This is a genomic window from Massilia glaciei (assembly GCF_003011895.2).
GTDB lineage: Bacteria > Pseudomonadota > Gammaproteobacteria > Burkholderiales > Burkholderiaceae_D > Telluria_A > Telluria_A glaciei.
Genome location: NZ_PXWF02000276.1, coordinates 17,523 through 29,216 on the forward strand (window position 1 = coordinate 17,523; position 11,694 = coordinate 29,216).

At 65.7% G+C, this 11,694-nt stretch carries 13 protein-coding genes; 5 read left to right on the forward strand and 8 right to left on the reverse strand.

Annotated features, from left to right (window positions below; all coding sequences use genetic code 11):
* Position 1: 1 nt before the first annotated feature.
* Entirely contained in the window at positions 2–466 is a 465-nt protein-coding gene (locus C7C56_RS20740) for a hemerythrin domain-containing protein (RefSeq protein ID WP_106759260.1), read from the reverse strand.
* A 223-nt stretch (positions 467–689) separates the two neighbouring features.
* Here C7C56_RS20740 and C7C56_RS20745 point away from each other — a divergent pair, with 223 nt between their 5' ends.
* Complete coding sequence (locus tag C7C56_RS20745; RefSeq protein ID WP_106759261.1) at positions 690–1,409, forward strand: sensor histidine kinase; 720 nt, start codon at positions 690–692, stop codon at positions 1,407–1,409.
* Positions 1,410–1,422: 13 nt separating this feature from the next.
* Here the strand turns inward: C7C56_RS20745 and C7C56_RS20750 are convergent, their stop codons facing one another.
* The 4 genes from C7C56_RS20750 to C7C56_RS20765 form a co-directional block, all read right to left on the reverse strand.
* Positions 1,423–2,775 (reverse strand): NAD(P)/FAD-dependent oxidoreductase, encoded by a 1,353-nt coding sequence (locus tag C7C56_RS20750; protein ID WP_106759271.1) that lies wholly within the window; start codon positions 2,773–2,775, stop codon positions 1,423–1,425.
* A gap of 128 nt (positions 2,776–2,903) precedes the next feature.
* Positions 2,904–3,389, reverse strand: a complete 486-nt coding sequence (locus tag C7C56_RS20755) for a hypothetical protein (protein WP_106759262.1) — start codon at positions 3,387–3,389, stop codon at positions 2,904–2,906.
* 151 nt (positions 3,390–3,540) lie between these two features.
* Positions 3,541–4,311 carry a LytR/AlgR family response regulator transcription factor gene (locus tag C7C56_RS20760; RefSeq protein WP_106759263.1) on the reverse strand — a complete coding sequence of 257 codons (771 nt, stop codon included), beginning with the start codon at positions 4,309–4,311 and terminating at the stop codon, positions 3,541–3,543.
* Positions 4,304–5,602 carry a sensor histidine kinase gene (locus C7C56_RS20765; RefSeq protein WP_106759264.1) on the reverse strand — a complete coding sequence of 433 codons (1,299 nt, stop codon included), beginning with the start codon at positions 5,600–5,602 and terminating at the stop codon, positions 4,304–4,306. The genes C7C56_RS20760 and C7C56_RS20765 overlap by 8 nt, the downstream gene beginning before the upstream one ends.
* Positions 5,603–5,862: 260 nt before the next feature.
* On the opposite strand from C7C56_RS20765, the gene C7C56_RS20770 reads away from it, so the two are divergent.
* The 4 genes from C7C56_RS20770 to C7C56_RS20780 all read left to right on the forward strand — a co-directional run bounded on the left by C7C56_RS20770 (position 5,863) and on the right by C7C56_RS20780 (position 9,283).
* Complete coding sequence (locus C7C56_RS20770) at positions 5,863–6,594, forward strand: substrate-binding periplasmic protein (protein WP_181373276.1); 732 nt, start codon at positions 5,863–5,865, stop codon at positions 6,592–6,594.
* Positions 6,595–7,007: 413 nt separating this feature from the next.
* Complete coding sequence (locus tag C7C56_RS30355; protein WP_267874724.1) at positions 7,008–7,142, forward strand: hypothetical protein; 135 nt, start codon at positions 7,008–7,010, stop codon at positions 7,140–7,142.
* Positions 7,143–7,236: 94 nt separating this feature from the next.
* The gene (gene rhlE1 / locus C7C56_RS20775) at positions 7,237–8,499 is read left to right on the forward strand and encodes an RNA helicase RhlE1 (protein ID WP_106759266.1); all 1,263 of its coding nucleotides are present in this window, start codon (positions 7,237–7,239) and stop codon (positions 8,497–8,499) included.
* Positions 8,500–8,557: 58 nt separating this feature from the next.
* Complete coding sequence (locus C7C56_RS20780) at positions 8,558–9,283, forward strand: SDR family oxidoreductase (RefSeq protein WP_307719070.1); 726 nt, start codon at positions 8,558–8,560, stop codon at positions 9,281–9,283.
* A 145-nt stretch (positions 9,284–9,428) separates the two neighbouring features.
* Here the strand turns inward: C7C56_RS20780 and C7C56_RS20785 are convergent, their stop codons facing one another.
* The 3 genes from C7C56_RS20785 to C7C56_RS20790 form a co-directional block, all read right to left on the reverse strand.
* On the reverse strand, positions 9,429–9,866 hold the full coding sequence (locus C7C56_RS20785; protein WP_106759268.1) for a PIN domain-containing protein: 438 nt from the start codon (positions 9,864–9,866) through the stop codon (positions 9,429–9,431).
* On the reverse strand, positions 9,860–10,138 hold the full coding sequence (locus C7C56_RS28365) for a hypothetical protein (protein ID WP_146204577.1): 279 nt from the start codon (positions 10,136–10,138) through the stop codon (positions 9,860–9,862). The genes C7C56_RS20785 and C7C56_RS28365 overlap by 7 nt, the downstream gene beginning before the upstream one ends.
* A gap of 220 nt (positions 10,139–10,358) precedes the next feature.
* Positions 10,359–11,694, reverse strand: a 1,336-nt coding sequence (locus C7C56_RS20790) for an ATP-binding protein (RefSeq protein ID WP_106759272.1), incomplete at its 5' end; no start/stop codon positions are given.

Below are 11,694 nucleotides of genomic sequence, written 5' to 3' on the forward strand. Positions count from 1 at the left end.
CTTACACCCCGGCGGCGGCCAGTTCCTCCTTGCGCTGGGTTATTTCCTGGCCCAGCGCTTCGAGGTCGAGCTTGGCTTTGCGCACCATCGGGAACATTTCTTTCTCCTCCTCCTTGACGTGGTGCTCGATTTGCTCGGCGAGCACCTTGACCTTGGCGTCGTACAACTCGTCCTCGGGGTCCATCTCCTGCAGTTGCGCGATGAGCTCCTTGGCGCTCGCGTGCTCGACGATGGCCTCGTCGAGCAATTCGTCGGCGCCCTTGACACCGGCTTCGCGCAGGGATGGATAAAAAATCTCCTCTTCGACCGTCGTATGCATGGTCAACGCCGTGCAGACTTCGTCGGCGATGCGTTTCTTGCTTGACTTGGCGCGCTCGCCCAGCGCCTCGTACTGTTTGAACAGATCGGCGACTTCGCGGTGGTCGCTCGTGAGCAAGGCGATGGCGTCGTTTGACTTGGCTTTCATGGGAACTCCTTGAGGGGGATTTGGCGACAGATGGGATGTGCGGGATGGCCGCTTTGGCAAAGGCCTGGCAGCCTGTCGGACCTTTAAGTCCGACAGGCTGCCAGATTGACCACCAATCGCGGGCCCGTATGTTCGGCACTTCACGTTGGAGCGCACGCGCCACAGCGCCCGGGACGGCGCGGGTCAAGCTGTTGTATTATCAAAGAAACTTTATCGAGCAGACATGACCGCACCGCGACCACCGCAAGTAGACGAGGAACTGGAACGTTTGGTCGCCGAGCGCAGCGCCGGCCTCAACGAGCTGCTCGGCCACGCCACCAGTTGCTGGGACGAGGAGCGGCGCCTGTTGGCGCGCCAGTTGCACGACAACCTGGGGTCCTCGATGACGGCACTGACGATGCACCTGGCCCTGCTGACGAAGCATCTGCCGGCCGACCCCGCCCTGCAGGACCGCGCGGCCCAGATGAAGCTGCTGCTGCTCAACATCATCAACACCAACCGCGAGATGCAGTTGGCCCTGTGGAACGACAAACTCGAGTTTTTGGGGATCAAGGCCGCCGTGAGCGAACTGGTCGGCGAGTTCGCGGGCGCGCACGGGGTCGTCGCGCGCACCAGTTTGCCCGACGAGGACGCCGATTATCCCCGGCTGGTCAGCGTGGCCCTGCTGCGCTGCCTCGAGGAGGGCTTGCGCAACGTGGCCGCGCACGCGCGTGCGACCGAACTCGATGTGATTTTGGACGACAACGGCGACGATATCATGCTGACCGTGCGCGACAACGGGGTCGGGCCGGGCTCGGCCGGGAACGGCCCCGCGCCGCACCACGGGCTGCGCATGTTGCGCGAGCGCGCGCTCTATCTTGGCGGCGTGCTGACGCTGGGGCCGGGCCCGACGGGCGGCACCGCGCTGAGCATGATTTTGCCGCGCGCCGCGGCGCCCGCCTGAGGTCAGCCAGGGGTCAATGCAGCTTCACGAGCGCCGTGTTGCGCTTGATCAGGAAGCGCGCCAGCGCGAGCAAGGCCGTGCGCAGGGTGCCGAGCACCGCCCTGTGGTGCAGCAGGTGCAGGCTCCCGTACATGAGGCGCGCCAGCGCGCCCTCGACGAACCAGCTCAGGCCCTTGAGCGAACCCATCAGGCTGCCCACCGTCCCGCTGTGTCCGAACGACACCAGCGAACCATAATCGCGGTAACGGAATGGCTTGTCCGACGGCGCCTTGCCGCGCGCCCTGCGCAGGAAAATGTCGGCCAAGAAATCGGCCTGCTGGTGCGCCGCCTGCGCCCGCGGCGGCGCGGCGACGCCGTCGGCGTCCACGCACGCGGCGCAGTCGCCCAGCGCGTAGATGTCGGCCTGCCCCTCCCGCCCCTCCTGCCCCTCCCGCCCCTCCCGCACCTTAGCGCGCAGAAAACTGTCGACTTCGATCTGCCCGCCCTTGTTGACCGGCAAACCCAGGCCCGACAGCATCTGCGGCGCGCGGATGCCGGCCGCCCACACGCACAGGTGGGACGGATAGACATTGCCGTTCGTATCGGTGACGTGGTCGGGCGCGATGGCGCTCACGCGGCAGGCGGTGACGACCCTGATCGCGCGTTCGCGCAGCAGCGCGAGGGCCGCCGCCGAGACCCGTTCGGGCAGCGGCGCCAAAATGCGCGGCGATCCTTCGAGCAGGGTGATGCGCACATCGCGCGCCGCCCGCAGTTGGTTGAAGCCGTACGCCGTGTACACGCCGCTGGCCTCGCGCAGTTCGGCCGCCAGCTCGACCCCGGTGGCGCCGCCGCCGATGATGACGATGTCGAGGCCGGCGTTGTCGCCGATGGTCTTCTTTTGTTCGGCCAGCGTGAGCAGCGTGAGCAGGCCCATGCGGAAGCGTTCGGCGTCTTCGGTCGTATTGAGCGCGATGGTGTGCTCGGCCGCGCCGGGCACGCCGAAATAGTTGGCCGTGCTGCCGACCGAGATCACCAGCGAGTCGAACGCGAGCGCGCGCGGCGGCAGCACCTGCTCGCCGGCATCGGTGGTGACGGCGGCGATGTCGATCCGCTTGCGCGCCGCGTCGAGCCCCGTGAGCGCGCCATACACGAAGGTGAAGCCGCTGTCGTGGGCCAGCATCTGGTAGGACATGCCCTCCTGGTGGATGTCGAGCGTGCCGGCCGCGACCTCGTGCAGCGACGGCTTCCAGACATGGAACGGCCGGCTGTCGACCAGCGCGACCCGCCCCGGCCCTAGTTTGCGGCCGAGCTTGCAGGCCAGTTCGAGGCCGCCGGCCCCGCCGCCGACGATGACAATTCCCGCTTCTCCCGCTTTTTCCGTCTGCAAAAAATTTTCCCGATTGGTTCCGATTCCGTTGCCTTGGGCGTGCAAATGAAAAAAGCCCGGCAGCGCCGGGCCTTTCTAAAGTCTACCCCAAGCCGCGAAGAAGCGCCGGGGGCGACAGGGTGATGCCATTAATGCTTGCCGTTGCCATGGCCCTTGCCTTGCTTGTCGTGCTTGTCGTGCTTGTCGTGCTTGTCGTGCTTGTCGTGGCCGCGGTCGTGGCCACGGTCATCGCCGCGGTCATGGTCGTTGCCATGGCCCTTGCCTTTGCCGTTGCGCTCGCGGTACTGCGGCGCATAGCTGTTGTTGTACCAGTTGTCTTGCACGAAGTACACTTGCTGGCCGCATGCGTTGTACTTGCTGCAATGCTTCGACCATTTCTTGCGGTGGCCCGGCGGCACGCGCAGGTAAACCTGCTGCGGCTGCGACTGCACGTAACGGGTGCGCTCGACGATGATCGGCTGCTGGTTGTACACCACCGGTTGCTGGTTGTAGCCGCCCAGATCGATGCGTCCGTAAAACCCGGTGTTACCCAGCGGGATGCTCAAAATGTTCTGCGCGGCCACTGGGGCGATTGCTGCCGCGAACACGGCGGCGGCGAATATGATTTTTTTCATGATGTGCCTTTCTGGTTATTCTCTGGCGGCCCGGAGGCGTTAAGACCAATGCGAGCGCGTGCGCACCTCGCTTGACCATGGGACCGAGTTTAGCAGAGGAAACACACAGGTCTGTTCGTTGCCGCACACTTGTTGCAGGTGTTACCCATCTTTACATATTGCGGAACAGCGACATGAACGGTTGGCTCACGGTCAGCGTCTCGGGGCGCGTCTTGAGCCGGATCACGCCCCTGCCCGCGTCGTCGCGCGCGATCGAGGCGACCGCCTTGAGGTTGACGATGGTCGAGCGGTGGATCTGCTTGAAGATGTTGTGGTCGAGCACGTCGAGCAGCTCGCGGATCGGCTTGCGCAGCAGCGCCTCGCCCTCGGCCGTCATGACCACCGTGTACTTGCTGTCGGACTGGAAATAGGCGACATCGTCGACCATGATCAGGCGCGTCTCGCTGCCGGCGCTGGCGGTGAGCCACACCAGGGGCGGCGCGGCGCCGACGGCCGGCACCCGGCTGCCGAGCTGCTGCTGCAGCGCCTCGATCGCCGCCGCGTCGGCGGCGCTGCGCGCGCTGCGGCTGCGGATGCGCCCGATGCAGGCGTCGAGCCGGTCGCGCGTGACCGGCTTGAGCAGGTAGTCGAGCGCGCCGCGGTCGAAGGCGTCGATCGCGTACTGGTCGTAGGCGGTCACGAACACCACCTGGGTCTGGGGGCTGACGCCGGCCAGCGCCGCGGCCACCTCGAGCCCGGTCAGGCCCGGCATCCGGATGTCGAGGAAGGCCAGGTCGGGCTGGCGCCCGGCGATCGCCTCGAGCGCGGCGGCGCCGTCGTCGCAGGCGGCCACGATCTCGAGCTCGGGCCAGGCCTGGCCCAGCAGGGCGACCAGCGCCTCGCGCAGCAGGGCCTCGTCTTCGGCGATCACGCAGCTAGTCATGCTGGGCCCCCACCATCTGCACGAACGACGGCGCGCTGGTGTCGCCCTGCGCCGGCGGCCCCGCGTAGGGCACGGTGATGGTCGCCGCCACCCCGCTCGGGAAGTTGGCGACGATGGCGAACGAGGCCGACGGACCGTAGGCCAGGCGCAGCCGTTCGCGCACATTGTGCAGGCCGATGCCGGTGCCGCCGCCCTCGGCGCTGAAGCCGCGCCCGTCGTCGGCCACGGTCAGCGCCACCGAACCGTCGCTCGCGCGCGCCAGGATCCAGATGGTGCCGCCGCCCGACTTGGGCTCGAGCCCGTGCTTGATCGCGTTTTCGACCAGGGTTTGCAGCATCATGGTGGGGAACGGCACGGCCTTGAGGTTGTCGGGCACCTCGATCTGCAGGTTCAGGCGCGCGCCCATGCGGATGCGCAGGATGTCGAGGTAGGCGCGGGCCCGTTCGAGCTCCTCGCCCACGCTCGAGAGGGCGTCGTCGGTGCGCGGCAGCGAGTGGCGCAGGTACATGATCAGGTTGCCCAGCATCTCGTCGGCGCGGGCCGGGTCGCAGCGCGTGAGCAACTGCGCGCTGGCGAGCGTGTTGTACAGGAAGTGCGGCTCGACCTGGGCGTGCAGCAGGCTCAGCTTGGCGACGGTGAGCTCCTTCTCGGTCACGGTTTGCCGGGCCGAGGCTTTCTCGCAACGGCGCCGCTCGGCCACCCGGCGCGTCAATGCGCGTGTGATCGCCTCGGCGTTCTCGAGGTTGGTGCCATCGTCGACCAGGAACCAGTCGCTCCAGGCGGCGCGCTCGGGCTCGCAGATCAGCGTCACGCTGCCGGCCTCGCCGTTGGGCGTGACGGTCACCAGGATCTGGTTGCGGCGGGTCGCGAAGTAGCTCGCCAGCGCGGGCAGCGCGGCGCCGCTGTTGATGTACGGGTCGACCCGCTTGAGCTTGGCGCGCACCTGCAGGCTGTCGCGCGCGCTTTCGATCTGCTGCGCGCCGGGTAGTTCGCGGATGGCGGCATCGACCATGTCGAACGCCTCGCCCGCCTCGAACGGCACCTCGATCTGGCGCCGCTGGCGGTTCGACAGGGTGCTGCGGTTGACCTCGCCGGCGATCAGGCGCACCCGGCGCAGGTGCGAGAAGGCGCCGCTGACGACCACGCCGGCGGTGACCAGCCCGATCAGCACGAAGGGCCCGCCCTCGGGTTCGAACCAAGTGCGCAGGGTCTCGACGACCGCGAGGGTGAAGAAGAAAAACGCGATCCCCCAGGCGAGCGCAAGGCGAAAGAGGAAAAAGAAGCTGGTCATGAAAGGTCTCCGGTAGGGTGGGTATGCTTGAACTTTAGCAAGCCGCACCGCGCATCCGCGATGGTATCCGATGGAGTTGCACAAGGGCCGACGAAAGGGGGGCAAATCGGGATAAAACCACGAAAAACCCGGGAAAAACGGCCGATGCGGCCATTCCGGCCCCGCCGCCGGGCCGCCGCGGCCGGTCCGGGCGCGTTACAATGTCGCCTGTTAGATGTCGGGAAACAGGGCAGGACGATGCATTCAAAGTACGGGGACCGATGATGCGGCCCTTTTTCACGGGCTGCGCCGTGCTGGTCGGCGCGCTGATGGCCGCCGGCGCCGGCGCGGCGCCGCTCGTCCTCATGACCGAGGACTACCCGCCGTTCAATATGCGCGGCAAGGACGGCCGGGTCGCCGGCCTGTCGACCGACATCGTGCGCGCACTGATGCGCGACGCCGGCGAACCCTACTCGCTCGACCTGATGCCCTGGGCGCGCGCGATGGAGAAGGCGCGCGCGAGCCCCGGCCATTGCGTGTTCTCGATGTCGCGCCTGGAGAACCGCGAGAAGCTCTTTAGCTGGATCGGCCCGATCGCGATCAACGACTTCACCCTGTTCACCAAAGGCGCGGCCGGCACACGCCTGCGCTCACTCAAGCAGATCAAGGGCGCGCGCATCGGCAGCTACCTCGGCGACGGCGGCGTGGCCTATCTGCGCAACGAGGGCTTCAAGGTCGACGTGGCGCCGCGCGACGACCTCAACCCGCGCAAACTGCTGGTCGGGCGCATCGACTATTGGGCCACGGGCAAGCTGTCGGGCCAATACCTGCTAAACCATCAAAAAATCGACGGGGTGGTGCCGGTGCTCACCATGGAGCAAGGCAGCATGTACCTGGCCTGCCACCGCGCGCTGCCCGAGAAGCGCGTGCGCGCCATGAACGCGGCGCTGGTTCGGCTGCGCAAGAACGGCGGCGTGGCCCGGATCTACGCGCGCTACGGCTATACGCCCTAGTTCAGCCGGGGCTTTCTGGAATAGATTTGTTGACGTCATGTCAATGCGAGGAAGATGTATACGTGGCAGAAATCGAAACATGACAGAAATCGCGAACGGGATCTTGATCGAAAAGTTTCCAACGTCACCCTCGCGAATACGCACTGCCGTCAGCAATAATTCTATGGACATCGAATTTTTGAGAAAGATGTTTGCGTGGCAGACATCGCGAACTCTGTCTTGATCGAATATATAACCAACGTCATCCTCGCGAATGCGGGGACCCATACGGCGCCCGCCCGTACGCGGAGTTTGAACATTCAGGACCGGGTACTGTGCGTCCAAGCGCATTTTGCCGATGGCGCGCGCCACCGGCGCCGCCGCGCCGCCACCATGGCCCAACCGTCCACTTTACGCAACCGCCGGAGCCAGCCATGATCCTATCCGCCATCCGCCGCACCGCCCTCGCCTGCTGCCTGTTCGCCTTGGCCGCCTGTGAAGACAAGCACGAGCCCACCAAACCGACCGTCGGGCAAGCCTCCGCCGTCGCCGCGCTGGCCGCGCGCTGAGCCCGGGCCGGGCCGAATCGGCGATCGCTTCGTCCGGCCGGGCGCCGGACAGGGTAAACTGTCGCCTATTCCTCTTTCGCAGCAAGGCTCCCCCATGTCGTTTTCCGCCCTCGGTCTGATCGACCCACTCCAGCGCACGCTCGCCGAGCTTGGCTACACCACGCCGACGCCGGTGCAGGCCCAGGCCATCCCGGCCGTGCTCGCGGGGCGCGACCTGATGGCCGCGGCCCAGACCGGCACCGGCAAAACGGCCGGCTTCGCCCTGCCGCTGCTGCAACGGCTGACCATGGAGGGGCCGCAGGTGGCCGGCAACTGCGTGCGCGTGCTGGTGCTCGTGCCCACCCGCGAGCTGGCCGAGCAGGTGCACGAAAGCTTCCGCGCCTATGGCGCCGGACTGCCGCTGCGCACCTGCGTCGCCTACGGCGGGGTCAGCATCAACCCGCAGATGATGAAGCTGCGCAAGGGCCTCGACGTGCTCGTGGCCACCCCGGGGCGCCTGCTCGACCTGTACCGCCAGAACGCGGTCAAGTTCGACCAGTTGCAAACGCTGGTGCTCGACGAGGCCGACCGCATGCTCGACCTGGGCTTTTCGCGCGAGCTCGACGCCGTGTTCGCGGCGCTGCCGAAAAAACGCCAGACCCTGCTGTTCTCGGCAACCTTCTCCGACGCCATCCGCGCACTGGCGGCCAACATGCTGCGCAATCCGCTGAGCATCGAGGTCAGCCCGCGCAACACGACCGTCAAGACCATCCGCCAGTGGGTGGTGCCGGTCGACAAAAAGCGCAAGCCCGAGCTGTTCCTCCATCTGCTCAAGAAAAAGCGCTGGGGCCAGGTGCTGGTGTTCGTCAAGACGCGCAAGGGCGTCGACGTGCTGGTCGAGATCCTGCTCGCGCAGGGCATCAGCGCCGATTCGATCCACGGCGACAAGCCGCAGCCGGCGCGCCAGCGCGCGCTCGACCGCTTCAAGGCCGGCGAGGTCAAGATTTTGGTGGCCACCGACGTCGCCGCGCGCGGGCTCGACATCGACGACCTGCCGCAGGTGGTCAATTTCGACTTGCCGATCGTGGCCGAGGACTACATCCACCGCACCGGCCGCACCGGCCGCGCGGGCGCCTCGGGCCAGGCGGTGTCCCTGGTGTGCGCCGACGAGGTGCCGCTGCTGGCCGCGATCGAAATCCTCACGCGCCAGACGCTCGAGCGCGTCGAGGAGGCCGGCTTTGAACCCGAACACCGGGTGCCGGTGACCGACACCAGCGGCCAGGTCGTCAAAAAGCCGAAGAAACCCAAGAAGCCGAACCGGGCCAAATTCACGCCCGAGGTGTCCAATGTCGACGTGCGTTTTTTAAAATCGCGCTGAACCGGCATCGGACGCAATCTTTGGCGCGAACGCGCGCCGCCATCGCACAGGAGACATCGTGAAAGCTGTTCTGACAGGCCATACGCGCGGGCTTGGCGCCGCGATCGCGGAAGAATTGCTGGGGCGCGGAATCGCGGTGCTCGGGCTGGCCCGCCGCCACAACACCGAACTCGGCGCGCGCTTTCCGGCGACGCTTGCGCAAGTCGAACTCGACCTGACCGATTCCGCCGAGCTTGCGCGGTGGCTGGCGGGGCCGGCGCTGGCGCATTTCCTTGAAGGCGCCGAGACCGTACTGTTGATTAACAATGCGGGGATGGTGAAGCCGGTCGGGCCGCTCGGACGACTCGACATCGCGCAAATCGGCGCCGCGATCAGCCTCAATGTGGCGGCGCCGCTCATGCTCTCGAGCGCGTTCGTCGGGGCCAGCGGCGCGGCCGCCGACCGGCGCATCGTGCATGTTTCCAGCGGCGCCGGCAGAGGCGCGTATGCTGGCTGGGGCGGCTACTGCGCGGGCAAGGCGGCGTTGGACCACCACGCGCGCAGCGTGGCGCTCGACCGAACCCACGGCCTGCGCATCTGCAGCCTCGCGCCCGGCGTGATCGACACCGACATGCAGGCCAACCTGCGCGCCTGCTCGCTCGAGCAATTTCCCGACCGCGAAAAATTCGACCGGCTCAAGCGCGAAGGGGCTTTGAGCGCGCCCGCAGAAGGGGCGCTGCGGCTGGTGGACTATCTGCTAAGCGACAAATTCGGACGTGAGGCGGTCGCCGATTTGCGCGGCTAGGTTTTTCGTTGGGAGCATTTTTTCCCTGTGTTCGAGCTGTCCATCCCGCCCCTGCTTGCGCATGGTCCTGCAATCACTGTGCCACAGTTCGAGGAGGTTTCCCTCGTGTCGGCATCGAAGCGTTTCGATAGTGTTGATACGATTGTCATGGCAAACTCATCGGCGGCAAAATGTTAACAACGATCTCGCCAGTTTCGTCGTCCCTGCTTAGCGTGTACGGAACGTGAACATAAGAGTGACTAAAGTCCTTTGTATTCCGCGTTATCAGCTTCCGGCCTGTATATCTTGCGGTGGCGGCAACAATTGCGTCCGGCGATTTTAGTACTTTCGCCCCATCGCCGCGGGCAGCCCGACGCATCGCCGCCGCTTCATCCGCGATGACGTCATCAAGCTCGTACACAGTGTACTGCGACATAAAATCGCGCATTTCTCGCAACTCGTCCGGTTCCGCCCCGGACAAAACCTCCAGCCAAGTCACGGTAGTGATTGCCGCATCCGCATATCGCTCCAATTCCACCGTCGCTTCCTTAATCCCAGCGAAGTGATCGATAAGGATATTCGTGTCGAACAGGACGCTCACCATTCTAAGCGTTGCTTCACTTGATACTGGATGCCGTCGATGTTGCGATCCTTCCAGATACCTGAGGTACTGGCACTAAGTCGTTTACGTTCGACCAGGGACACTGATGGATGCGGCTCGGCTGTTACTGAAACGCTTTTGCCCGCGCTCCCTACTTTCACACTATGGGGTGAGCGAAGCACGCCTTGCTCGCGAACATACTGCGTGATTGCCGCACGTACTATTTCCAAAGGCGCACGGCCATCCTCCTCAGACAGTGTAGTCACGGCTGCCATTAGCCTATCGTCCACTTCTATTGTCATTTGAGCCATGGCACACCTCACGAAAATGATGTTTGAGGTAGTTTATAGCATCTCGTGCGGACACTGCGCCCCGTGAAGGACAAAGGCAGCGCTGACAAAAAGTGAATGACTATCTGCTGGGGTGACCGTTTCGGACGCGAAGCGATAGCCGGCCTGCGCGCTGAGGGGGCCGTCCTTAGGGGCCGAAACCTGGTCAGCGCAACTGGCGCAGGATCTGGGCGATCGAATACGGCTTGGTGATCAACTGGAAATCGTCGATCCGCCCATGGCGCTCCTCGAGCGCCGGCGCGGCATAGCCCGACGCCAGGATGATCTTCAAATCCGGGAACAGCTGCCTTGCGGCATGCCCCAGTTCGATCCCGCTCATGCCCGGCATCATCACATCCGAAAACAGGATGTCGATCTTCGGCGTGCGCCGCAGGATTTCCAGCGCCTCGGCGCCATTGTTGGCCGCCAGCACCTCATAACCGAGCGTGCGGAACAATTCCACCGCCATGCCAAGCACATCCTCCTGGTCGTCGACCACGAGCGCCTTCTCGCGCGCCGCCTCCACGGCCGTTCCCTCGGCGTCCGCGGCGAGCGCGGGGAAATACAGCGAGACCGTCGTGCCCGCGCCGGGGCGCGAGGTGATCGCAAGGTCGCCGCCAGACTGCTGCACCAGGCCGTACACCTGGCTCAGGCCAAGGCCGGTCCCCTTGCCGACCGGCTTGGTGTTGAAGAACGGCTCGACCGCCCGCGCCAGCACCTCGCTGCCCATCCCCTCCCCCGTGTCGTCGATGCTCAGCGCGACATAGGTGCCGGCCGGCAGCGTTCCGACCTGCCCGGCGGACAGTTCGGCCAGCGTGGTGCGCAATGTTATGCGCCCGTCGTCGGGGGTCGCGTCGCCTGCGTTGACGATCAGGTTCAAGATGGCCGCCTCCACCTGCGCGGCGTCGACCAGCACCATCGGCAAGCCCTCGGCCAGCCGCATGTCGAATGCGACGCAAGCGCGCACGGCGCGGCGCAGCACGGCCTCGAAAGCGCCGATGACGTCGTTTAGCTTGTGATTCTCCTGCTTCAGCGGCTGCTGCCGGGCGAAGGTCAGCAACTGCTGGGTCAGCAAGGCGCCGCGCGCCACGGCCCGTTCCATCGACTCGAGCACGCGCCCTTCGTCCTGGTCGGCGAGCCGGTAGCGCAGCACGCTCAGGCCGTTCGATATCACGCTGAGCAGGTTGTTGAAGTCGTGCGCGACGCCGCCCGTCAGCTTGCCGATCGCCTCCAGCTTTTGCGACTGGAACAGCGCCTCCTTGGCCTTTTCGAGCGCTTTCGCGGCGAGCATGCGTTCGGTGATGTGGCGTGTGACCTTGGCAAAGCCGATCAACTCGCCGAGCTGGTCGCGGATCGGGTCGATGACCACATGGGCCCAGAAGCGGCTGCCATCCTTGCGCCGGCGCCATCCTTCGTTTTCGAAACGCCCTTCGCGCAAGGCCTTGGCCAACGCCGCCATCGGCAGGCCGGCGGCCACGTCCTCCTCGGTGTAGAAGCGGGAG